Annotated in this window: 18 protein-coding genes; 8 read left to right on the forward strand and 10 right to left on the reverse strand. The window is 40.4% G+C overall.

Annotated features, from left to right (window positions below; translation table 11 throughout):
* Positions 1–19 precede the first annotated feature (19 nt).
* A complete protein-coding gene (gene cutA / locus ACUR5C_RS15330) occupies positions 20–379 on the reverse strand; it encodes a divalent-cation tolerance protein CutA (protein WP_454466055.1) in 360 nt (119 codons plus the stop codon).
* Between the two features lie 9 nt (positions 380–388).
* Positions 389–2,092: a response regulator gene (locus ACUR5C_RS15335; RefSeq protein WP_454466056.1), complete on the reverse strand. Its 1,704-nt coding sequence runs from the start codon at positions 2,090–2,092 to the stop codon at positions 389–391.
* 300 nt (positions 2,093–2,392) lie between these two features.
* On the opposite strand from ACUR5C_RS15335, the gene ACUR5C_RS15340 reads away from it, so the two are divergent.
* Entirely contained in the window at positions 2,393–2,884 is a 492-nt protein-coding gene (locus tag ACUR5C_RS15340) for an FxsA family protein (protein ID WP_454466057.1), read from the forward strand.
* A 96-nt stretch (positions 2,885–2,980) separates the two neighbouring features.
* Here ACUR5C_RS15340 and ACUR5C_RS15345 read toward each other — a convergent pair whose 3' ends face one another.
* Positions 2,981–6,235, reverse strand: coding sequence for a DEAD/DEAH box helicase (locus ACUR5C_RS15345; RefSeq protein WP_454466058.1), 3,255 nt, complete (start codon positions 6,233–6,235; stop codon positions 2,981–2,983).
* Positions 6,236–6,610: 375 nt separating this feature from the next.
* On the opposite strand from ACUR5C_RS15345, the gene groES reads away from it, so the two are divergent.
* Positions 6,611–6,898 (forward strand): co-chaperone GroES, encoded by a 288-nt coding sequence (gene groES, locus ACUR5C_RS15350; protein ID WP_454466060.1) that lies wholly within the window; start codon positions 6,611–6,613, stop codon positions 6,896–6,898.
* A 50-nt stretch (positions 6,899–6,948) separates the two neighbouring features.
* Complete coding sequence (gene groL, locus ACUR5C_RS15355) at positions 6,949–8,589, forward strand: chaperonin GroEL (protein WP_454466061.1); 1,641 nt, start codon at positions 6,949–6,951, stop codon at positions 8,587–8,589.
* Positions 8,590–8,656: 67 nt separating this feature from the next.
* Here groL and ACUR5C_RS15360 read toward each other — a convergent pair whose 3' ends face one another.
* Positions 8,657–10,048 (reverse strand): alanine/glycine:cation symporter family protein, encoded by a 1,392-nt coding sequence (locus tag ACUR5C_RS15360; RefSeq protein WP_454466062.1) that lies wholly within the window; start codon positions 10,046–10,048, stop codon positions 8,657–8,659.
* Positions 10,049–10,446: 398 nt separating this feature from the next.
* Between ACUR5C_RS15360 and ACUR5C_RS15365 the strand changes: the two genes are divergently transcribed.
* Positions 10,447–11,532, forward strand: a complete 1,086-nt coding sequence (locus tag ACUR5C_RS15365) for an acyltransferase family protein (protein WP_454466063.1) — start codon at positions 10,447–10,449, stop codon at positions 11,530–11,532.
* An 11-nt stretch (positions 11,533–11,543) separates the two neighbouring features.
* Complete coding sequence (locus ACUR5C_RS15370) at positions 11,544–12,059, forward strand: GNAT family N-acetyltransferase (RefSeq protein ID WP_454466064.1); 516 nt, start codon at positions 11,544–11,546, stop codon at positions 12,057–12,059.
* Between the two features lie 44 nt (positions 12,060–12,103).
* Here ACUR5C_RS15370 and ACUR5C_RS15375 read toward each other — a convergent pair whose 3' ends face one another.
* The 4 genes from ACUR5C_RS15375 to ACUR5C_RS15390 are packed head-to-tail and all read right to left on the reverse strand — an operon-like array spanning position 12,104 to position 20,601.
* Positions 12,104–17,350, reverse strand: coding sequence for a DNA repair ATPase (locus ACUR5C_RS15375; protein WP_454466065.1), 5,247 nt, complete (start codon positions 17,348–17,350; stop codon positions 12,104–12,106).
* A gap of 51 nt (positions 17,351–17,401) precedes the next feature.
* Positions 17,402–19,366: a flotillin family protein gene (locus ACUR5C_RS15380; protein WP_454466067.1), complete on the reverse strand. Its 1,965-nt coding sequence runs from the start codon at positions 19,364–19,366 to the stop codon at positions 17,402–17,404.
* Positions 19,367–19,404: 38 nt separating this feature from the next.
* Positions 19,405–20,055, reverse strand: a complete 651-nt coding sequence (locus tag ACUR5C_RS15385) for a hypothetical protein (protein WP_454466068.1) — start codon at positions 20,053–20,055, stop codon at positions 19,405–19,407.
* A gap of 9 nt (positions 20,056–20,064) precedes the next feature.
* Positions 20,065–20,601 (reverse strand): rhomboid family intramembrane serine protease, encoded by a 537-nt coding sequence (locus ACUR5C_RS15390; protein ID WP_454466069.1) that lies wholly within the window; start codon positions 20,599–20,601, stop codon positions 20,065–20,067.
* Positions 20,602–20,860: 259 nt separating this feature from the next.
* Between ACUR5C_RS15390 and ACUR5C_RS15395 the strand changes: the two genes are divergently transcribed.
* The 3 genes from ACUR5C_RS15395 to ACUR5C_RS15405 all read left to right on the forward strand — a co-directional run bounded on the left by ACUR5C_RS15395 (position 20,861) and on the right by ACUR5C_RS15405 (position 23,705).
* Entirely contained in the window at positions 20,861–21,199 is a 339-nt protein-coding gene (locus ACUR5C_RS15395; protein WP_454466070.1) for a hypothetical protein, read from the forward strand.
* Positions 21,200–21,291: 92 nt separating this feature from the next.
* Positions 21,292–22,233, forward strand: coding sequence for a YbgA family protein (locus ACUR5C_RS15400; protein WP_454466071.1), 942 nt, complete (start codon positions 21,292–21,294; stop codon positions 22,231–22,233).
* A 71-nt stretch (positions 22,234–22,304) separates the two neighbouring features.
* Positions 22,305–23,705: a cryptochrome/photolyase family protein gene (locus tag ACUR5C_RS15405; protein ID WP_454466072.1), complete on the forward strand. Its 1,401-nt coding sequence runs from the start codon at positions 22,305–22,307 to the stop codon at positions 23,703–23,705.
* Positions 23,706–23,769: 64 nt separating this feature from the next.
* On the opposite strand, the gene ACUR5C_RS15410 is transcribed toward ACUR5C_RS15405, so the two are convergent.
* Positions 23,770–24,414: a ChrR family anti-sigma-E factor gene (locus ACUR5C_RS15410; protein WP_454466073.1), complete on the reverse strand. Its 645-nt coding sequence runs from the start codon at positions 24,412–24,414 to the stop codon at positions 23,770–23,772.
* Entirely contained in the window at positions 24,411–25,058 is a 648-nt protein-coding gene (locus ACUR5C_RS15415) for a sigma-70 family RNA polymerase sigma factor (RefSeq protein ID WP_454466074.1), read from the reverse strand. The genes ACUR5C_RS15410 and ACUR5C_RS15415 overlap by 4 nt, the downstream gene beginning before the upstream one ends.
* Between the last annotated feature and the right edge of the window lie 189 nt (positions 25,059–25,247).

Here is a 25,247-nt window from a genome sequence, read left to right on the forward strand (position 1 = left end):
GTTTACTTGCCAAACAAAATTATTTGCTGGTAGTTAAAGTTTGATTAACCCAATTTAAATAATCAGGTAATCCATCTGCAACTTTTAATGCAATAAATTCTGGCACATCATAAGGGTGAAGCTTTGCCAAGGAGCCTTTTAATGCGTCTAGCTTTGCTTCATGAGTCTTTAGTAGCAACTGAACTTCTTGTTCACACTCAACTTTACCCTGCCAGCGGTACATAGAAGTCACGCCATCTAGCATAGTGACGCACGCAACAAGGTTTTGTTGCAGTAATTCTTCAGCAATTGTCTTGGCTACGTCAATATTGGGCGCGGTAGATAAACAAAGATAAACTTGGCTATCAGCCTGCTTTAAGTCTTGTTGCTGGCTTTTCATAGCAGTATTTTACAGCGCACTATTACTTTTTACACGATCACCACCTTCTTCTACCGCTTGGCTTAATGCTTGATTAGCCGATTCAAACCATTGATGAGCGTCCCAGTTATTCACTAACTCACTCATACCAATGCTAATCGACATTTCAACATCTTGGTGATGGGCATGAAACGGAAGCTCGGCAAACTGGACTCGTATTTGATTGACAATCTCCATCCAATCTGAGCGCTTGCCCGTGGTTAAAATAATGCCAATTTGGCCGGTATCTAGGTGGCCAATAAAATCAGTTTTACGAAGTCGCTTTTTTAATAACGATGCAAGCTGAGCGACTGCTACATTAATGACTGAGAAGTCTGCCTGCTTGACTAGCTCTGCCACTTGGTCAATTTGTAAAATGGCTAAAGCGATTTGCCCGCTACTTCGTGACATACGAGCAGTTTCAATGGCAATTTGCTGCTTAAAGTTACGAGCAAACTTAAGTCCTGTGTCTGGATTGCTATCAATTTGCGGATTAAGCTCTCTATATCGATGACAATAAAGCTGCGCCAAAAACGCCAGCTGTTGCTTTTCTACCGGCTTCACAATAAACGAAGTACCTCCGGCCAAAAGTGCTTGATTTTGTTTTGCTAAACTCTCTTCAGCCGATAAAAAGATTATCGGTAAGTAGGCAAACCTTGGCATTTGACGAATAATTCGAGTCAATTCAATTCCCGAACAGGTTGGCATTTGCATGTCCATTAAAACTAGCTCTGGTTCAAAACTTCTTAAAGCCTCAAGCAAAACTCGAGGGTCATTCACAACCCGAATATTAAAGTGGCCTTTCGCCAAAACTTTTTCGTAATAGCGCGCCTGAGCCTTTGAGTCTTCCATAACCAGCACTCGATAAGGAGAATCTGCGTGAATATCGTACTGGCGCTCAATATGTTCAAGTAAGCCGCTTAGGGAAATAGGTTCTACCATATAGGCGGTTCCGCCACTCCGTAACGCAAGCAAGCGCTCTTCTTGGCTGTCTTCTTCGGCGGTAAAAATCGTGGGAACTCGCTCGTTTTCTACTTCACTATCAGCTAATTGTTCATTTAATTCTGCTAACTTAAGTGGCGCCACAATAATACAGCCTAAATTTTCAGCAGCTATTTGATTCGCTTCAGGTAGCGTTTTTGCTTCACGCACATCAACGCCAACCGCTTGAAACTGCTGGCTTAGCTGTTGATAATGGCGGCCTTCTTCGTCCACAAAAATAATCGTATTTTTGTCAAGATAAATACTTTGCTCACCAAACGCCGAATCTTCACTATCAGACTCATCTTCTCCCACTTCGGGCTCTGCCGTTAACTCGGGCGCTTCGCTAGTAGCGATTTCTGGTTCAGGCGCTTTTTTCTCTTTAATTGGCCTAACACCTAGCTCAAGTTTTTGAGAGTGCTCTTGCAACTTGGCAACAAGACGCTTTAATAAGGGTTTTTGTGTTTCAAGCGCATCTTCACTTAAAGAAAGCTGCTTTTGTAATTGATTCAGTAGCTTAGCAGTAGACTCAAAGTTTTGCGCAATACAGGCTTCGCGGGTTTTATTAACTTGAGAGTAAAGCGCTTTAACTCTTAAAGGCTCAATATCTTGAGTTAGCATATCACTGAGCAGGCGAGAAAATTGGCGCAACTTTATTGGCGTTCGCCTAAGAAACTGCTGGTTGACTTCGTTGGTAACAGAGGTTTCAGACATAGAATTAATTACTTTTGCTCACAGTTTAAATTTTTGTTCAGAATAGCGAGGTTAATCTGCTCAGCTCTAGCAGGCTAACGATCAACATTTTAAGCAAGGATGCAGCTTCAGCTCAAGCAAACTTTGCTAAGTCACGGAATCTAAAGTTGAAATTCAATAATAGCACGCTTTTATCGCATTAAAATGCCTATTCACCTTGGAGTAAGCTTTCTTGCTTGAAAATGATAAGTTCATCTCCATATAAGTAGCCTAAACTCCATAAACACAGCTGATTCCACAACAGCTTTCAAAGGTACTATTTTGCAATTTGTTTTGTTACTTTTTATTTTAGTTCCAATTATTGAAATTGGCGTATTTATTCAGGTAGGAGGCCTTCTAGGTTTGCCTATGACCCTGTTAGTGGTATTGGCTACGGCTGTCATTGGGGTTAGCTTACTAAAACAGCAAGGCCTAAAAGCCTGGAGCGACATTCAACTCAGCTTAGCGCAAGGCAAAATTCCTGCTAAAGAGCTCGCCGCAGGCGCTCAGCTGTTGTTTGCAGGAGCCCTTCTACTTACACCGGGCTTTGTTACCGATGCCATTGGGTTCAGCCTTATGCTGCCTAAAGTAAGGGCATTGATCGCTCATTTATTAATCCAACGCTGGGGAGCCAAGGTACAAATGCATCAGGGCGGGGCCTCAACGAGCCACTTTTATTCGCAGCACGAATTTAACCACTCTAAAACAGGCCGCGTCATTGACTCTCAAGCAGAAGAAGTAAGCAGCACGGAAAAACCCAAAGACTCGGCATAAAGCGCGCTAATCAAACTTTGCTGCTCGTTAGTGGCTTGCTTTGAGCTTTTGGTTTAAAGCTTTTGGTTTAAAGCTTTTGGTTTAAAATTTGTAGCACTAAGCTTGTGGTAGAGGCGCTAAAAACACTTTCCAGTCAATATCTTGCATTGAAAGCTTTTCATTTTGTGAATATAGCCGATCCGCTAACGCGCTTTTACGTTGTTGCAAGTGACTTATTTTTTCTTCAACTGTGCCGCGAGTAATTAACTTGTAAACAAAAACGCGCTTATCTTGACCAATTCGGTGAGCTCGATCGCTAGCCTGACTTTCTGCGGCTGGATTCCACCAAGGGTCTGTGTGTATCACCGTGTCTGCTTTGGTTAAATTAAGACCCGCGCCACCAGCTTTAAGACTGATTAAAAAAATAGGTACTTCACCTGCTTGAAACTGCTTTATAAGCGCATCACGATTTCTGGTTTTGCCGGTTAAGCATAAGAAAGGGCAGCCTATTTCTTCTAGCAAATGGGCTATTTTGTCGAGCATACTGGTAAATGAAGAGAAAATTAGTACACTTTGTTTATTTTCGATCATTTCTGGTAGTTTCGTTTCTAGCCAATTAAGTTTGGCCGAAAGCTGCGGCTGCGGAACTTCTGCTTCGGGTTTGACTAAACTGATATGGCAGCAAACTTGTCGCAACCTCAGCAGAGCGTTACCAACAATAAAAGCACTGCCTTTTTGGCCAGACTCGGTTAAGGCGTTTTGTACTTGCTCTAGCATACTAAGTCGAATGGCCTCGTAAATATCTTGCTGCGCTTCGGTAAGCTCTAAAAAGGTATTAATCGATGTTTTGCTAGGCAAATCCTTAGCAACTTTTTGTTTAGTTCGGCGTAACATTAAGGGTGCAATTCGTTTTGCCAATAAAGTTTGGCGCTGCATGTCATGGTATTTTTCTATTGGCACCTGAAATTGACGCTTAAACTCGGCATAACTAGCCAGAAACCCCGGCATTAAAAAGTGAAATAAGCTCCACAGTTCGCCTAAATGATTTTCGAGTGGCGTTCCGCTCAAACATAATTTTTGGGTTGCGTTGATTTGAAACAGAATTTTAGCAATTTTACTCTTTGCATTTTTTATGGTTTGCGCTTCATCTAACACAATTAAGCTTAAGTTTAATTGATTTAATATTTCATAGTCGCGCGCAACGACACCATAACTTGTCACAATAATATCGTGACTTGCCAGTTGAGTCGCCAATTTGTGACGATTGCTACCAGACCAACTCATACACGACAAATCTGCAACAAACTTATTTATTTCGTCTAGCCAATTTCCCATCAAACTCGTTGGGGCAACGACTAGAACCGGAGCTTTTAAACGTCCATTATTTTTTTCTATTTGAATATGCGCTAATGTTTGCAAGGTTTTACCTAGCCCCATATCATCCGCTAAAATTCCGTTCAGATTTTGTTTCGCTAAAAACTGTAGCCAATTCACACCCGCTTGCTGATAACTGCGCAGCTCAGCGTTAACATTACTTGGAATAAGCACTTTGGGCGGCTTTTTAACCTGAACTAATTGTTGTGCTTTTTGCAACAGCCACTGGGTATTTTGCCACTCAGCATGTTTTACATTGTTAACAACCGCTAAAAGCCGATCAAATTGCGACACTGGCAATTTTACTCGCTGCTGCTTGGTTAACGCTTTATCACCCGACAACTCAATTAAGTTAGCCACAATATTAACCAAGCGGTGGCGCGCTAACTGAATAATTCGACCATCATCTAATTGCATTTGAAATAATGCTTCGGTATCTAATTGAGCAGCCGACTGACTAGCCATTAGTTCATTTTGACTAAATTCAATTGAGCCAGACTTAAGCGCTCGCTCGATATAAGGCAACAGATTAATTTTCTCCGTGCCTATATTGACCCCAATATCTAATTCAAACCAGTCAGTCGGCGTTTTAGGGTGCACTTGTTGATGCGTCTCTAAATCGCTTAGGCTGACTGTTGTGTACCAATCATCAACGTAAGTTTGGTGCAACCGAAATGAATGATTAAATTTGACCTGCCAGCCCTCTTTAGCCAAACCTTGCAATAGCACAAAGTGATGAGAAAGATCATCTTGAAGTACTCTATCAGCAATATCAAACTGACTCGCAATAGGCTGTTCAAAATGTTGATAAACACCAGGAAGGGCATCTATCTGATGTAGACAACCACCAACTATTTGCAGCAGCTCATCAAGTTGTTCTTGGTTATCATGGGATAAGTTTTCTAGCTTAGCGGTCCAATCGAGTAGCGCTTGTAAACGAACTGACTGCCCAACAAAATTAAAATAAATTTTGGCAAAATCAAAAAAAGCGCTAACCGACTTTTGTTGCTGCCAAGGAAACTTAAACTCAAATGAAGTCAATTCTATCATCGGGGTTACTTGGGTTAAGCTTTTTTGCTCTAGTAGTTGGTCTAAATGGGAGTTAACAGGGCTTTGATATTCAACCAAAATTTCATTACTGGACTTATTGAAAGAAACACTTTCAGCTGACAGCTCAACATGTGCTTTAAATCGCCTTTGGATAGGCGCACGATGACAACTTTTCCAAAACAGACGCTGACTCGCCGCGGTTAAATTGAGTAATTCTCCGTGAGTTTTAAAGTCTACCCTTATCCTATTAGCTGCAATTAATAGCGCAGGATTGGCTTTAATATATCGATTAACTTGCTCAATAATCGCTTTGTCTGTTTCACTCACAAATTTAGGAAGTTTTGACTTGGCTAATATCGCAAAATCAAGCTCTGCCTTACGCTGATACTCATTGGCTTGCGTTAAATAAGCCTTATGCATACTAAGCTCATAGCCAGCTTCTGTTTCATTAAATAAATAAACCACTCTATGGCGCGCCATATTTGGGAAAGGATCATAACTTTGTTTGGCTAACCAATGACAGGCATAGGCCCACTCGCTAGCCCAAGTTTGTTGCCGCTTTATTGGTGCTGGTAATCGTTCTAACCGAACTTTAGATTCGATAATGAGCGCTGCAATATGCTCACAACTTTGTTTATTGGGCAGGGTAGAGCTCTGATAAACTTCGCAGGTACAATCGGTTTGGTTAGCGATATCAAGCAATGGCCAAGTTATTGATGTTTTGAGCAAACGTTCATCTTGCACAAATATACCCTGTATTAGAGTTTCTTCGGGGCGTTCATCAATAGCGCTTTGTTGCGGCTCAGCTTTGCAAGCTGGAGTAATGATTTGCCAATCAATTAAATGCTCTGCTAGGAGTAATTTAAGCCCAGTGTATAAACATTCGTGGGTTAACAGCTTGGCTAACTGATTAGTCGGGCCTTTATAGGTAAGCGGTTTATTCGGCAAGTCATTATCCGTGAGGTGAAACAGTTTTTCAAAAGTGACCGAAAAGCTTATCAAGAATGCTTGTGGAAACAAAGCATTTCAGCGTAGTTAGTCGAATTAGCTCAACTTATATGTGATAAACCAGCAGTTTACACAAACCTTTCGGGCAATCTCAGGCCCGCTAAAGCTTGTCCTGGCGGCAGATTTCACGCAATGCGAGGTAATAACGGCCAGTGTGTATCCCTTAAAATCGATAAAAGTCTCTTTTATATCAATTTTTTTTAAAATTTTTTAAAAATTAGCACTCTGAGGGGTTGAGTGCTAAAAATTTACCCCCATATAGCCGAAGACTTAATTAACAACCATAAAATGATTCATTCATTAGGAGAACAATCAATGAGCATTCGTCCTTTACATGACCGTGTTTTAGTTAGACGTTTGGAAGATGAAACTACAACTGCCGGTGGCATTGTGATCCCAGACAACGCAAAAGAAAAGCCTAGCCGTGGCGAAGTATTAGCGGTTGGAAATGGTAAGCACCTAGACAACGGTGACATCCGCTCTTTAGACGTAAAAGTTGGCGATAAAGTGTTGTTTGGTAAATATGCTGGTAACGAAGTAAAAGTTGACGGCGAAGAATTGTTAGTGATGCGCGAAGACGACATCATGGGAATTATTGAGTAAGTAACTACTCACATAGTTAAACTACAGAACAAGTAACAGAGGATTTTAAAATGGCTAAAGACGTAAGATTTGGCGATGACGCTCGCTCACAAATGGTAGCTGGTGTAAATATCTTAGCAAACGCAGTAAAAGTAACTTTAGGCCCTAAAGGTCGAAACGTTGTGTTAGATAAAAGTTTCGGCGCACCAACAGTCACCAAAGATGGTGTTTCTGTTGCTAAAGAAATCGAATTAGAGAACAAATTCGAGAACATGGGCGCGCAAATGGTTAAAGAAGTTGCTTCTCAAACTTCTGATGTTGCTGGTGACGGTACCACAACAGCGACAGTTTTATCTCAAGCAATCTTAAATGAAGGCTTAAAATCAGTTGCTGCTGGTATGAACCCAATGGATCTTAAGCGCGGCATTGACCAAGCGGTAAAAGCGATTGTTACTGAACTTAAAGGTATTTCTGTACCTTGTGAAGACAACAAAGCAATTTCACAAGTAGGGACTATTTCAGCTAACTCTGACTCAGATGTTGGTGAAATCATTGCAACTGCAATGGAAAAAGTTGGTAAAGAAGGTGTTATTACGGTTGAAGAAGGCAGCGGCTTAGAAAACGAGCTAGACGTTGTTGAAGGTATGCAGTTTGACCGTGGTTACTTATCGCCTTATTTTATCAACAACCAAGACAGCATGTCTGTTGAGCTAGAAGCTCCTTACATTCTGTTAGTTGATAAAAAAGTTTCTAACATCCGCGACTTACTACCTACTTTAGAAGCCGTTGCTAAAGCTAGCAAACCGCTATTAATTATTGCTGAAGATGTTGAAGGTGAAGCCTTAGCGACTCTTGTTGTTAACAACATGCGTGGCATAGTTAAAGTTGCAGCGGTAAAAGCACCTGGATTTGGTGACCGCCGTAAAGCGATGTTAGAAGATATTGCGATTCTAACTGGTGCAACTGTTATTTCTGAAGAAGTCGGCCTAAACCTAGAAGGCGCAACTTTAGATGACTTAGGTTCTGCTAAAAAGATCTCAATTACAAAAGAAAACACAACTATCATTGATGGTGCTGGCGATGCGTCAAACATTGAAGGCCGCGTTGAGCAAATCCGTCGTCAAATTGAAGAAACTTCTTCAGATTACGACCGCGAAAAACTTCAAGAGCGTGTGGCAAAGTTAGCCGGCGGTGTTGCAGTAATTAAAGTTGGTGCTGCAACAGAAGTAGAAATGAAAGAAAAGAAAGCTCGTGTTGAAGATGCACTACACGCAACACGCGCTGCGGTAGAAGAGGGCGTTGTACCTGGTGGTGGTGTTGCATTAGTTCGTGCAGCATCAAAAATTGGTTCACTCACCGGTGCCAACGAAGATCAAACTGCGGGTATCCAAATTCTACTTCGCGCAATTAGCGCGCCACTACGTCAAATCGTTCAAAACGCTGGCGAAGAAGCCTCAGTTGTTCTTAACGAAGTCGCTAACGGCGAAGGTAACTTTGGTTACAACGCAGCGAACGGTGAATACGGCGATATGCTAGAAATGGGTATTCTAGACCCAACTAAAGTAACTCGCTCTGCGTTACAGCATGCGGCTTCTGTTTCTGCACTGATGATAACAACAGAGTGTATGATTGCTGAACTACCAAAAGAAGAAGCTGGTGCTCCTGATATGGGCGGCATGGGCGGAATGGGCGGCATGCCTGGAATGATGTAAGCATTCCTCTAAACCCCAAAAAGGCGCTTTTAAAGCGCCTTTTTTTTTAGCTAATTTTAGTCTTTCGTTAATCTGGCCAAGCATTTTTATCTAGCTTTAAATCTTTAAAACGACTCGCACTAAAACTCGGTTGCTTGATGCCCTGGTTTACTTGCGACTCATAATCTAGCATCACCCGTTTCCCTGTTTTAAATAAAAAGACCAAAGCAATTAAATTGCCTAATGCGAGAAGGCCAACCGCAAAGTCTGCAAATGCAAAGACCGTGGTAAGCTGTAATAGCGCCCCCCAAACTATTTGGGCAATAATAATAAAACGATATACCGTAAACGCTTTTTGATTATTTCCACTAAAAAAGTTAATGCCATTTTCGCCTAAATAATAGAGATATAAAATGGTGGTAAACGCAAAGAGTACTAGCGCTATACTAACAAAATTGCCACTCCAATCACCTAAATGCTGGGTTAAAGCCAACTGAGTTAATGCAACTCCCTCGGTGTTAGTCGCGTCGATATAAACATCTGACATTAAGATAATCATTGCGGTTACCGTACACAAAATAATGGTATCAATAAACACACTGAGTGACTGCACAATACCTTGATTAACTGGGTGCTTAACATAGGCAACAGCGGCTACATTAGCGGCATGCCCAAGGCCTGCCTCGTTAGAAAATAGGCCGCGTTGAACGCCCATGAGTATGGCAACCCCAAAGCCACCGCCAACAGCCGCATCGATACCAAATGCGCCTTTAATTATCATGTTCAACACATCAGGAACAAGTTCGATATTTAGCGCGACGACGACAATACCAATTAAAAAATACCCAAATGCCATAAAGGGTACTATCCATTCTGCCACCTCGGCGATACGTTTAACTCCGCCAAAAATGACTAGCGCAGTAACGGCTGCTAATACAACTCCACTAACATAGGTAGGAATCGAAAAGCTTGTGGCCAAGGAGTTAGCTACCGTAAACGACTGTAGCGCGATTAAAGCAACGCCAACACTAACCGCTAGTAATAATGAATAGATACTTCCCATCCACTTTTTATTAATCCCTCGGTGCATGTAATAGGCCGGGCCGCCGCGAAATGTACCGCCTGACTCAGCCTGTTTAAAAACTTGCGCCAAGGTACATTCAAAAAAGCTAGTTGCCATGCCAATTAAGGCAATCACCCACATCCAAAATATAGCGCCAGGTCCACCCAACGTAATTGCAACGGCTACACCTGCAATATTGCCTGCTCCAACCCTTCCAGCAACACTCAAAATTAAAGCTTGAAAAGAGCTCACTTGACCAGTCTTTTTGTCAAATGCGTTGCTAATCACGTGAAACATTATTCTAAAATAACGCAACTGCACTAGTCTCGATGAAACGCTAAACCACACTCCAACTCCGATTAGCAGTAGGATTAAAACATAGCCCCACAAAAATGAATTTAAACTCGCTAGCATCATACCCCCTAAACTAAAGGCTGCTATTCACTCTCAAAGTGATACCAGCTTATTTTTATATTAAAACAACAAGCCTCAGATTAATCACTGCTACAGGTAGGGTCAAATGATTAATTTATATAGCGTTAAATCTAAATTGACTATTACGAGGCTAAGAATTTGTCTGTCGAGGCGAATTAAACCTAGGAGAAATGCAGGTTTAGCATTAATATTAAGCGGATTTGTGTCTAGTAGCGCATATTACGCCGACCTAGCAACAATCAATGGACTCTTTATTTATGCACTAGATGGATTAGTGCACCGATAGATATAAATCGTCTTTATATCTGAGTTTGTTTTAAGGACATTGATTTGCCTTGGAGCCGTTTAACCCGGGGTGTGATAGTAGGGTAAATACATTAATGACACGATATCATTTTATGGACTCAATGCGAGCAGTATTGATGATGCTGGGGATCGCGTTACATTCAGCTCAAATTTATAACCCAGATAAAAGCTGGCTGTTTTTCAGCAACCAAACCTCTGATGTAGCCTATTACCTAGTGCATTCGATAATGACCTTTCGAATGCCCGCCTTTTTCGTAGTTTCTGGATTTTTCTGCTACTTAACTATTACCCGTTACGAACTTAATTTTTTTGCGTCGCAACGCTTAAAGCGCATTGCGATCCCCTTAGTTGTCACCATTATCAGCTTAAACTCGCTACAAGCATACCTACTGACAAAGTCGCACTTTTACACATTTAACCTTGCTGACTACATTATTAATGGTGAGTACTTGTCCCACTTATGGTTTCTTATCAATCTAATCGTTTATTTTTGCTTGGCCATTGTTGCAATGGCTTATCTCAGACAGTCTATTAGCAAAATAGGTCGTTATATTGCTAATTTTATCAATGCAGTTCCTATGCTAGTTACAATCCTTTTGCTGCCATTAATTACTGTCGCATTTTTTACTGCTGGCAAACTAGGCTTTCCAATTTACAAAAATTATATTGGTATTATTGATATTTATAATCTCATCATTTTTACACCCTATTTTATTTTTGGCGCAATTCTCGGTGCTAATGTTAACCTGCTAAACCGATTTGTATCGGTAAACCCACTGTTACTTCTTGGGTTACTCTGTGGCGCACTTTGGAGTTTTAAAAACTTTAATTGGCCGATAAAAATATTAAATAGTATCACCGAAATTTACTTAGAAAACTTAATCGTTTGGGTAGCTGTCGCACTATGTTTTTATTTCTTTCATAAGCTAACTAATAAGCCGACTAAACAAGCCTTGTTTTTATCTGACGCTTCATACACTGTCTACTTGTTTCATCATATTTTTGTCGTTGGCATAGGTCTAATTGTGGTACAACAAAAACTTTCGCCAGTTTTAAGCATGTTAATTTTAATGAGTTCAACCTTAGCTGCTACACTTTTAATTCATAAATATATTATTGTAAGATCAAACTTACTTCGGTATTTATTCAACGGAAAGTAAACAGTCTATCTATGACAATTAAACTCAGACCTATACAGCAACAAGAGAAAGAACAACTAGGTAAACTGCTTGTCTCTATTTACGCCAAGTTAGATGGCTTTCCTTCGCTCAATGAGCAACCAGAATATTACAATACACTCTTGAATATTGGTGACTTAACCATCAAAGACGGAGTTGAGGTTTGGGTAGCGATTAACAGCGCAAATCAAGTTGTAGGAGGCGGTGTTTATTATCGCTATATGTCAGAATATGGTGCTAGTGGTTTAGCATTAGAAGAAAAAAACACCTCCGGCATTCGATTAATCGGCGTCGATCCAGCTACTCGTGGACAAGGTATTGCCAAAGCGTTAACCCAGCAGTTTATTCAGCTAGCCAAACAGCACAATAACCAGGCAGTTATCTTACACACCACTAAAGCAATGCAAGTTGCCTGGGATCTCTATTTAAAGCTTGGATTTAAACGTTTTCCAAAGGTAGATTTTAACCAGCAAGATTTAGCCGTGTTTGGCTTTAAATTAGACCTTTAGTTTTTTAAACACGATTTCATCGCCAATAGCTCTACTCAGAAACCTTATTTGGCTTTATATTGCTCATTAATTAGCGAAAGTTTTGCTTCAATATCGACCATTTTTTCATGGGTTTTTAAGTCTAAATTAAGCTTTCCATCCATAACTTTTATCAACGGCTTAATACTCCCTTCAAAAGTGTCTGCAATACTGGCCAGGATCCTCTCTGTCTCTGGCATAGGTTTATTTACAACTTCTATTTTGGGTTGCGAATGAAGTAGTTTCTCGGTGAGCTGTTTAAACTCATTGATGATTTCTATTATCAGCAGAGATTCGTTTTCTTTATCTGTATTAGCACTTTCCCGATGTCCATTTAAATCCAATGACTTGCTAACCTGGCTAACTTGCTTTACTAAATCATGCAGCTGCAGCGCAATTTTCTCGCCTACTTGGGCGTCTTCTCCCCCCATAGACTGAGCACGCTTAAATTCCTCTAAAATAATACTCCAACGCGCAGATTCTTCTTGGGTTAGAGTATTTCGCAACGACTTTAATTTAAGTAAGTTTTCTTCAGCGCCCGTAGTAAGAAGCTGCGACTCGCCTTGGTAATGATCATCTATAAGTGCCTCAACCTCAGCATCGGTCATCACAGCCGATAGTTTCTCAGCCATTTTATTCATATTACGATAAGAGCCTTGTAACTTAAATGCTGGCTCATCGCGATACTTTTCGGCTTGTGCACTAGAACGAATATATTGCTGATTAATCTTAGAAACAACGGACTGGATTTGGAACATCCGCTTTAAAACCGACAACATTTCATTCACTTCGGCTGCACTGTACTGGTGCTTAAGATCGGTCAAGGCACCATCACCGCCTTTGGCCATAGAAATTAACTGATACACGTCACTCATGTCTCTAGTAGCCAATGGCGACAATACGGGATTTGAGGTAAGCGAGTTTTCGATATAACTCATATTAAAGATTTCTTCTTGGCCGCTTAACATGTCACCTAGATTATAGATGTCAGCACGATTGGCTAACATGTCAGGAATTTTAAAAAGCTCACCAGACTCAGTATATGGGTTACCCGCCATAACCACACAGAATTTTTTACCACGCATATCGTAGGTTTTTGCTTCGCCTTTCCATACCCCTTCAATTCTTCTGGTTCCATCACAAAGTGATATGAATTTTTGCAAAAATTCTGGGTTAGTGTGTTGAATATCATCTAAATATAGCATGACATTATTACCCATTTCTAAACTCAAATTGAGCTTCTCTAACTCTTGCCGAGTGGCACTATTTGTTGCTTGAGCAGGATCGATTGAAGTAACTTCATGACCAATTGACGGACAATTAATTTTCATAAAAACAAGCCCTAAACGACTCGCCACGTATTCCATTAATGTGGTTTTACCGTAGCCGGGAGGCGAAATCATCATTAACAGACCCATTAGATCCGTTCTTTTCTTATCACCTAGGGTACCTATCTGCTTAGCTAAGTTATCGCCAATTACTGGTAAGTAAGCTTCGTTTATCAGTCTATTACGCACGAAAGAAGTTAATGGCTTTGGTATGAAGTCATGAACTCTTAATGTTTTTCTTTGCTCTTGAGTCACCTTCTGTTTAAGCTCTAAGTAACGCTGAAATTTGGGTACTATTAAATTACAGTGATAGGTTAAGCGGTGTAAAAAATCGTCCAAAGTAATATCGAGTGTTTGGTTATTAATTCGACTATGCTCCCCTAACAACTCATCAACTTTAAAACTCAAATCAACTTGGCATACGCTAGTTGCAATTAATGAGTTTGCATTTAGGAGCATGACCACTTCGGGCACAAAGTGGGCTAAGTCGGACTTATTAGACTCTAACAAATAACTCTCAACCCACTGCTTAGAAAAATCCCAGCGTTTCCCAATTTGTTTTTCTAAGCACTTTAAAGTACGACTAAAATCATTCCATGCACTATGAGTCTCTAAATGTAATTTAAAGTCGTTAAATAAACTTATCCCATATTTAGACACCGAGAATTGTACTGGTTGACTTGCTAGCTCTGCTATCAGGTATTCGCTGGCTGAGCCAATAATCGTGTCGTCTAAATTAAAGTCGTATTCTTGTGCCATCGACTTGAGCGCGGCAAAAACCTCTCTAGTAAGATTTTCAAAACCAGTATTTTTTGGGAAAATCTCCTTCATTTGCTTAGCACTTTGCGCTCGCTGTGGCCAAAGGGCTTGTTGCTCTTCGCTTTGAAAATTAGACCAATAAATTACCGCTAAAGCACGTGCTTGAGGCAAATACCTTAATACCCCTGCGGAAGAAAAACTATTCACCAGTGGTACTAAAATTTTAGCAGCGTCGTGATCATGCACCCCTTTAGAATAACCCTCTTGGTACTTAGGACTAATATACTCTTTAATTAATTTCAATAACTTACTTTCGTCAACTGTTGCTGCGTGCAGCATTTCCCATGAATAGCCGTGGTTATTATTAATGCAATCATTAAGAATTTGAAAAGCTAAAAACTCCGCCCTATAAACATTTTCTGATTCAGAATAAGTGCTCATATTCCAAAACGCTTTTAAATCTTCGAGCTCTGAGTGACTAATCTGCTCATAAAAATTGGTGCCAACCAAATGTACATATAGATGATCATTTTTTGGCAACAGCGTTACGTCGAGAGTTTGAGTGTTAACACTAAACTTGTGTTTGGGACCAAGTTTAATGATCTTGCCATCACCCTCATAAATATCTGACTTGTCTCTAAGCCCTCTAATTGCATCTTCTTGGGTAGACTTTAGTAGTGAGCTGAGCTGCTCGGCTTTAATTGAATCTTCTAGCTCAAAAAGCTGTGTGACTATCTGCTTAGCTTTAGTAATTAAACTATCTGAAGAAAAAAAGCTATTCAGCTTGTCTTGATCAGAAATTTTTTGAGCTCTACGTTTTACACTATTTATAATCCTGCTACCGGCATCAAATAATGATTGAGCTTTGCGCTGCTGCTTTTCTAACAGCGCTAGCTTGTGCGCTTCAAAAGTTTCAAAAATGTTATCTCGTTTAGTTAGCACTGCATCGAGAAACTCTTCATAATCACCAAAACTACTTTCTAACTCCTCTAATTGAGAGAGCAGCCGAGTAAGCTGCTCATCGCAGCGCTCTGGTGTATCCGCAAGACTTAATGCATTTTCAGCACTTTGTGAGAGCAGTTTAAACTGAGCCGCAAACTGAGCCGCAGCTTCTTCAGCGCCAAAATTTTTCTGCTGTTTATTCAGTTTCGCCTTCGTCTGATTAAGCAGGCTATAAACTTCAGAAACTGACTCAACAATGCGTGTTTGTAATGTGGCATCTGATACTTTAAGCGTTGCCATTAATTCAGACAACAAATCAAGCGAAGTAGACATATCTTCCATTGCTACAAGCAATGGCTTTAATTCTGCAACGCTTTGCTTTGTACTTAGCTCTCTTTGAATGGCATCTAAATCGTCAAAATAACTTTTTAAGGCTTCGTCACTTGAAAGAAATTCAACTGTCCTTTTATTTAAATTGTCTTCTGTCGAATCAACCTGCTCAAGAAGCTGCTCAATTTTGTCTGTATCAATATAGCGTAGCTCTTTCAAGCTAATAAGTTGGCCACGCTGCTGCCTTAAACGACCAATCGCCTGCATAAAATCACTAATTTTATGCCAATTTTCACTTTCAACATCACGAACAATTTCGGCTTGATGCGTTTGAGCGGCGCGCAACGCTTTACTTGACTGCTTTTGGATACTAGTAACTTTTTCATACTCATCAATCACAAGTTGAGAAGTTTCATGTATTTGTTTAAGGCAGTTCTTTACTGCATCTAACTGCGCATCTGAAAGCCAATGAAAATTATCAAATATTTTAAGGCTACGTTTTCCCAGATCGTCAAAGTGCGCCGAAGAAACATCACTACTAGTGACTAGTTTGGCTATCGAAAATAACTCTGAAATGCCTCTAACTAAATCTGAGTTTCCAATTTTCCCAAAAAAACTTTGACTAGCAGTTTGGTTGCTTGCATAGTCGTCTGAGAAAAAAGGGGTTTGCCATATTTGTACTGGATGTACTCTGGTTGCTTCTTCTTGAGCATAAAAAATAATTAATTTTCCGTCAGGATAAAAACCGTAGCCGTGACCAAATAATGGGTTTTGTAAGCTCTTGGAAATCAAATTATAAGCATACAACCCAATCACATTAGATTGAGGTTGATAGAATACAAATAAAACATCTTCACCATTTGGCGACTTAATGGTTCGTTTATATTTTAATTGCTGATAATTATGGTCAAACGCCTTTACTTCACCTGTCGTAAGATAGTATCCACCGGGGTACATTAAACCGTGATCTTCTGGCAAGCGAACACAAGAGTCACCAATGGCATCAATTCGAGTAACTTGCTGTGTATTACGGTTAAAAACTAAGTAGCGCCACTCTTGTTCTCGGTATGGCTTTATCTTTAGTAAGATTAGCGAACCTACTTCACTAAAATAAAACTCTGCATCATCCAAACTTTGAGTCGCATCGTCGACAGGCTCTGAATAGATACCTTGACCTGTATCAGTGTTATTTTCTAATTTGATTGTGAGGTATGAATTTAATGTATCAATAAAAATACTGTCTAAAATATTAATGTGCGGGTGCCTGCCAGCAACCACATCATCTCGATGAGACTCTACCCATTCAAAGTCGTGGCTAGCCGGAAGTTCAATATCTCTCTCACCGCGATTATCAATATACTCGACTTTGGATAAATCTGGCGAAATACTCCAACGAAATACTCTTAAATCTGACAGCTTTTCACCAATCTTGAATGCTGCGAGGAGCTTTCCATCTTTGACTACTAGTTGCGACAAACAGGTGTCTTTATAGTAAGCATACAACTCTTTAAAATCACCAATAAAGCTTTGGTCATTCAAAAATGTTTTTTGTATATTGACTGGCTCAAGATCGAGATTGTCATCCTGTTGATTTAGTCGATAAACTGAAAAAACATCTTCTAGCTTAGTCTCTTTACGCAGCCCAAGAAAAGCATTATAGCCAAACAATACATACTCACCAACAAGTACTAAGTCTCTTGCTTCGCAATTATTTTCAGTTCGAATACGCAAGCGATTTAAAACTTGCATTTCGGTGCTACCAAACTCATTCTGGCGTGCTTTATTTAGCTGCCTAGTGTGTTCAGCCAGCTGTTCACCTTGTTTTTTTAAGCGCTTATAAATAATTTCATAAGCACCGCCTTCAGCAACAGCTTGTTCTATTCGACTTATCGCGTTTTCTTGATTATCAGCCACTCAATATTCCTTTAATCACTACACACAAAAAATTACCTTATTTCAACGCGATTATTTTTCGCTGCTAGAAACTGGCGTTACATCTTTTGTATCTGAACTTCCTCCCAAAAACTTTTCTAGCAATGACGAAACGACTGGAGACTTATCTAAAAATCCATCGAGTGCGTTACCCATTCCCATGCCTTTGGCTAATTTATCAAAATAATCTCCTTGACCACCGACAATATCGATTTTTGCGTTCTCTAAGGCAGTCGCAATCACTTTAGCCTGATCCTTAGCAACAATTTGGCTTGCATCAACTTTTGCTAATTCCTCTTTTAGGTGAGCCTCTAAGCGCATTTTAAACTCTTCAAACTCTCTCGCTTCTACGCTCATATTATTCATCGCCGCAAACTTCTCTATTAAGCCTTGTGCCTCAGCCTTAGCTTTTTGCATAATAATTTCGGCTTCGCTCATACCTTTTTCTTTACTAACCTTAGCTTCGGCCAATCCAATTTCCTCTTGACCTTTAGCTTCTGCAGAGAGCTTTTCTTCTAATACTTTGGCTTGCGCTAACCCTTCTTTTTCAAGCGCTAATGCATGCGCTTCTTTTATTCTCGCCTCAACCAAGCCTTGCTTTTCTTTAGCATCTGCTTGCGCTAAAACAACTTCTGCTTCAGCTAATCCAGAGGCTGCTATTTGAGCTTGCTTTCCTTCAGCTTCTTTTTTGGCTGCCTCTGACTTTTTAGACGACGCTTCTAATTCAGCTTGAGCGAGCATGTTAATTTCTTTCGCTTTAAATTCAGCAGACTTCTCTTCCGCTTCTGCGTGCTTAATTGTTTTAATCATGTCTTCATCGGCAGCAGCTTGCGCATCTAATACTCTAACTTGTTTCGCACGCTCAGCTTCAGAAACCTGCTGAACCTCTTTAATTCGCTCTTGCTCTTCTGCAACTTTTTTATCAACAGCGATTCTTTCGCTCACTGTTTGTGCAATAATCTTTCTTTCCACTTCAAGCGCTTTCTCTTTATTGATGGTTTCAAGTTCAACTTCACGCTCACGATTAACCCGCTCTAATTCTTGTGCTTTAATTACCTTTTCCTGCTCTATCACTACAGCTCGCTGTCTGTTTTGCTCAGCAACTTCTATTTGGCGCATTTTATTTTCTTCACGAATAGCTATCTGCTCTTCAGTGACTATGCGCGCTTCTTCTGATTTTAACGTTTCCTCAAACTGAACTTTTTTAGTTTCTGCTTGCTCTCTTGCTCGGATCGTTTCAACTTCTCGCTCTTGTTTAGAAACCGCATCAGCCTCTTGACGCTCTAGTGCTAAAAGCGCTTCTTTCGTTTCAACATTCTTTTTAGTAATGGCGAGCTTCTCATCTTTTTCTAATCGATTTGTTTCAACATTTCTAGAAGCGGTAATTTCGGTAATACGCCGAATTCCTTCAGAATCTAAAATATTGCTGGGGTCTAAGTTAGACTTGGGTGTCTGTTCTAAATAATCAATTGCCACATCTTCTAGAACATAACCATTTAAATCATCACCAATAACTTCAACTATTTTCTCTCTGAACATAATACGATTTTCAAACAACTCGAGAAAATCCATTTTTTTACCAACGGTTTTTAGTGCTTCAGAAAACTTAGCATTAAAAAGCTCGTTAACGGCCAATTTATCAGCGGTTCTATCCACGCCTATTGCTTTAGCCACTTTAAGTACATCGTCTTGTGTTTCATTCACTCGTAAATAGAAAGCAACGGTTATATCTGCACGCAAATTATCTTTACAAATCAAACCATCTTTACCCCGGCGATCAACTTCAAGGGTGATTAATGATATTTTCATTATTTCCATTTTGTGAATCACAGGTATAACAATAGAGCCAGTAAAGCTGACCTTAGGTTTGCTCGATATATTGTTAACAATTAACGCATATCCTTGCGGAACCTTTTTATAAACGGACGCAATAAATAGCACAACGACTAATAAAATTGCGATACATATGCCCGCTGTTAATAAAACAAAGTTTTCCATAAATATCCCTCGGCAAATAAATTGATAAATTTTTAATGTTATTGATTAAATTCTTTTTCAGAAACGACAAAGTAAGTATTCTGCTGCGGGTCAAAATCGATAATTCTAACCAGCTCTCCAGTCGCTAACTGTTGGCCTTTTTCGGCTCTCACTTTTACAATCAGATTAGCGCCATCAATATCACAGCTTGCCTCTCCGAAATTTTCATCGACGCGACTCGAGCGAATTTTGCATTGAGCACCAATTAAATTTTTTACGCCACTGTCACCGTATAACTGGCGGAAAAGTGGGCGCATTGGTTTAATTATTTGAGCGCTAATAGGAAGTGCGAATGCAAAGCTTGCAATAAGTAATAGGCTACCTAGTATGATTTGAATAAAGGTATTTTCATTCCAAGACAAGCCAATGTAGACCCCAATATAGGACAGCAGCCATGCTATAAAGCTAACAATAGTGAAAACGATAGTAATAGGCACTCCGGTCAACCCTAAAGTACTTAACAGACCCGCGAATCCGCCAATATTTTGCACTGATGGTTGCAACTCAGAATCAATATCTAGGTCGACACTTAAAAACTCAATATCAAATAAACCGAAAGCAACTAATAACCAAAAGCCTATAAGCACCAAGTTAATGGTGGTGAATATGGCGGTTGGATAGGTGACCGCAGCGGCCCAAATTTCACTCATATTTTCTCCTTATTGAGTTTTCAGTCGGTTTGCAGCAATCACGCCGCAAATAAAGCCGGCAATGTGGCTTTCGTAACTAATAAATTGCCTAAAATCCATTAAACTAAACAACATTCCGCCGTAAGCTAGCAAAGTAACAATACTTAACAATAGATTTCGTAAGCTGCGATTCACTAATCCATTAGCAATCAGAAACCCCCAGTAACCTAAAACAACACCAGATGCCCCTATATGAAATGCAGGTCGTCCAATTAACCATACGATAACGCCACTTGCTAAAAAAACCATTGCGGTTACTTGCCAAAATTTGCCGGTTTGATATACCAGCACGCCCAAAACGAACAGCGGTATACTGTTGCCAACAATGTGTGCAATATCATGGTGAAGTAGGGGGGCGAAAAATATTCCATACCAATGGTCAAGGCGACGCGGATAAAGGCCAAAGCTATTTAAAGCACGATCAGTTAAAATGTTGAGCAGTTCTATTGCCCAAATAATCGCCAAAAACAGCGCTAAAATTTTTAATCCCTGCTGAATACTTTTCAAACTTTATTTCTTTTTAGTTAAAAAACGCGCTGAGGCGTTGTTTTGAAGTCCATTTTACAACGGTCGATTGTACCCAAAAACTGACGCGACTATGAGTAACTTTTCACACTATGCAACGCGAAAGCGAATATATTATTCCCTATTTATCCTAATCAGCCCACTTTTTCTTAACTAAGCAGCCTAAAGTATTAACTAGACCTTTGAATTCACTAATTATCCGACTAGACTATTAAAACAATTAATAATAAGGAGGGGTCTCATGCTTATATTGATTCGTTTAGGTTTACTGTTCACTGTTGTCTTGTCTGTGCTTGGCTGTTCTAGCTCTGAAGACTCGCACTCAGAGAAAGAGGCTCCCACTGAAAATAGCACGCAAACAGCGCCTCAAGCAGCAATCATAGGCACTTCAAGTGTTAGTCAAGTTGCGCCAAAACAGTCGCAACCGCTCTCTCAAGCGGCAGCCATTACTCCACTTCAAGTAGCCACTGAGACATATGAAGTTCCAAACCGTTTTCCCACACCGAAAGAACGAGAAGAGGCACAAAAAAATAATCAAAATAAAACAAACACCAGCACCAAACCGGACCCAATTAACTAGATTGGCCAGTGAAGCGATCTAAATATTTCTATTTACGTAGATTGTTTAAATATACATGACCAATACCGTAATGCTGAGCTAGGGAGCAATAAATGATTAAAGTAGGTATTAGCCAGTGTCTTTTAGGCGCTAAAGTACGCTACGACGGCGGACATAGAAACAATAAGTTTTGCCAAAACGAATTGGCGGAACTGTTTGATTTTGTCGCGCTATGCCCCGAAGTTGGCATTGGGCTGCCAACACCACGTAAAACCATTCGTTTAGTTGGCGATATTCAGTCTCCACGGGCAGTATTTTCTGAAGACGATGGTAGCGACTTCACTCAAGCACTGAGCGACTATGCCGACCAACATAGTGACTCGATCAAACAAATGTGTGGCTATATCTTCTGCAAAGCCTCGCCAAGTTGTGGCACAGAAAGAGTCAAAGTCTATAATGCAAGCGGCCAGTCAGAAAAAAAAGGAATGGGCATTTACGCAGCTAGAATAGCTAAGTTGTTTCCTAATTTACCAATTGAAGAAGATGGGCGACTCAATGATCCGCTGTTAAGGGATAGTTTTATTAAAAGAATTTATGTCTATAAAGAATGGCAAGATATTCAGTCTAAGGGCATAGATGCCAACGCGCTTTATCAATTTCATGCTCGCCATAAGTTTACTTTACTCGCTCACTGCCAAAAGATTTACCGAGAGCTTGGTCCTTTAGTGGCATCAGCGAACACCGGCGATATTCAGGAAATCGCTGAATCTTACATTTCTCTGATGATGCAAGCTTTAAAGATGCCGGCAACCAGGCGCAATAACACTAATGTTTTAATGCATTTACAAGGCTATTTAAAAGAAGAGCTTGCCTCTGACGACCGTACCGAGCTGGCTAAGTGCATTATGGATTATCATGATGGTATTCAACCAATATTGGCGCCAATTACCTTATTAAAGCATCATTTTAAAAACCACCCTAATGAATACATTAGCCAGCAGTCGTTTTTAAATCCCTACCCTAAAGAACTTGCTATCAGAGTAGTCATGCAATAGCCGTTGTATTTATAACGGCTTGCACCAAGCCTCAGCCCTTTTAGTTTAAACGTTTAAGGAACGATAAAATCGTGCACCAATTAGTCTGGTTTAGAAATGATTTGAGGGTTGCTGATAACCCCGCTTTAGCGCGCGCTATGTCGAATAGCGACGTCCCCACTGTTGCGGTTTACTTACTTTGCCAAAAGCAATGGACTGAGCATTTAGTGGGACTTAACCAACAGGCGCTAATTCTTCAGGCATTAGAAAACTTAGAAAAGTCCTTAAGCCAATTACAAGTCCCACTGATTATTATCGATAGTGAAGATTATGCCAGCGCTAGTACTATTATTAACTCACTTTGCGGGCAGTTATCAGTGAGTAAAGTTTACTTTAATATGGAATACCCTATCAATGAGCGTCAACGTGACCAACAGGTAGTTAACTCATTGCCTGACTCGGTAGATTGTCAACGCTGCATTGGCGACTCACTGGTCGCACCTTGGGAAGTGACAAATGCTGAAAACAATGGCTATAAAGTATTTTCGGCGTTCGCTCGAAAATTTTACGAACTAATTCAAGTTTCTCCATTAATTGTTAACTCAACACCTAAACCACAAGCCAGCATAAAACTACCGCAGTTAAAGGGTATTAAGGTAATTAAAAATTTACCTAAAATTAACCCAACAACGCCCCAGCTACCGGAGATTAAAGAAAAACATTTAGCGGCTCGGTTGAAGGATTTTATTCATCAAGACTTAGTTGACTACGCCGATCAGCGAGACTTTCCCAGTGTTAGCGGAACTTCACAACTTTCAGTAGGGCTAGCGGTAGGCGCAATTTCCGTTAAACAATGCTTTTTTAGTGCCCAACAAATTGGTACTGGTAAGGCAAAAAAATGGCTAGATGAGCTCGTCTGGCGCGATTTTTATCGCGCGGTGATGTGGCATTTTCCCAGAGTTAGCCAAAACCAAGCATTTAATCCGGTAGACAAGCAAATTAACTGGTCTAAAAACCAACAGCATTATGTAGAATTTACCCAAGCAAAAACAGGGGTCCCAATCGTCGACGCGGCTATCCAGCAACTTTTAACTACTGGCTGGATGCACAACCGATTAAGAATGGTCGTGGCAAGTTATTTTTGCAAAAATTTATGGTTAGATTGGCGTCAAGGCGAAGCCTTTTTTGCGCAACATTTATTTGACTACGACTTTGCTAGTAACAATGGTGGCTGGCAGTGGTGTGCTTCTGTTGGCACTGATGCGGCGCCTTACTTTCGGGTGTTTAATCCTGCTTCTCAGCAAAAACGCTTTGACCCTAATGCCACTTTTATTAAACGATGGTTGCCGCAGCTACAATCTGTTGATAAAAAGGCGATTCACCGCTTTGAAAGCAACCAACTCGCTAACTATCCTCGCATGCAAGTGGACTTAAAAGCGTCTAGAAAGCTCGCCATTGAGACCTTTAAAACTGCCAAAAATCAATCTGCCTAGCCGCATTTAGCGGCTTGTGTTCACTTTGATTAGTCTTTAAGCCTGCCACTTAGCTTAATTAAACTTAACGGTTAAGCCAATTAAGAACTGGACCTAGGGCACCGCTAAACTTCAACGGCGAGTCAGTAATGGCTAAGCAAATGCAGCCATTTTTGCCAGCCACTGGCTGGTGCTCATGCCGACCGTCTTGCGCGATAAAGGCACCTTCTGGGTATTCTCCTGCGATATCACTAAAGTCTCCTTGTAATACAAAAGTATACTCATTGCCTGTATGGGTATGCTTGGGAATTTTTGTGTTGGCAGCAAACTTCAATAGCTCAATAGCATGCTGGCCATCATTAAAATCAACTTTGCTACGCCAAATATTAAAGGACAATCGTTGCCATTTAATATCTGAAAAATCTCTTTGACCTAGCTTTTCAAAAAGAGGACGGTCGTCAGAGGCTATAGCATAAGCTTCACCATCATCAATTAGCGGTGCACAATCTAAACTTTCAGCTCTAGCAAACAGTTTTTCAAAGTCATCTAAACTCACTTGCGCGCCTTCAACCTGATCAAGTTGCGAACCGGCAACCGCTTCAATTTGCTGAATTTGCTGCTGACAGGTTTCACATTCTTGCTGGTGTAAACCAATTGCAATAGAAAGCGCCGGGGCTAATTGTCCATTGCTGTACTTTAGTAATAAATCAATATCAGGATGATGTTTCATAAGCTTTCTCCGCCCATTTTCGAGCGCAGTATTTTTAACGCACTTCTAATTCTAGATTTTACAACGCCCACCGTCATGCTTAGCTCATCGGCCGCAATTTGGTGGCTTTTATCTTCAAAATAAACTTTTTGCAAAACGTTTCTTTGCTCTTCGTTTAGCTCGTTAATAATATCTTTGAGCTGAAGATTAGTTCTCTGTTGATGCACTTGCTCCATATGAGCGGCAATTTCACCAGTCTCTTCTACTGCCTCGTCACTCACTTCAACTACTCGTTTCTTACGTAAATAATCAATCCGCAAGTTCCTTACAATGGTAAAAATCCAAGTCGAAACCTGCGCTTTACTCGCCTGGTATGTCTCTGCTTTTTGCCAAACTTTAAGAAAAACCTCGTGGGTTAATTCCTCTGCTTGCGCCTTTAAACCTTTTTGAAGATAAAACGCTTTAACTTTAGGCGCAAAATGTAAATAAATAGCTTGATAGGAAGCCTTATCGCGCTGCCTGGCAATTGCTCGCAAGTGCTCAGCCCAAATCTTAGCTGAATTTTCCTCTGCCGTTGGTACAGACTGCATTTTCGTTGGCCGCTGTGGTGTTTGAGATAACGGCAAATATACTAGATTATCGGCCTGTTGTCTTGATTGCAGCATATAACACGCTCTCTTGACTCATTAAACATACATGACCTAATCTACGTAAACTCGCACTAATGGATCACCAATAAGCGCAATTCCCCAACTCTTTTTATTTTACTTATTTTCACTACTAGCCTGATCTAAGAATTGACCAATCGCGTAAAACACAACTATCAGCTAACAATCAACAACACCCAGAGCGAA

This window comes from Aliikangiella aequoris, assembly GCF_053709105.1.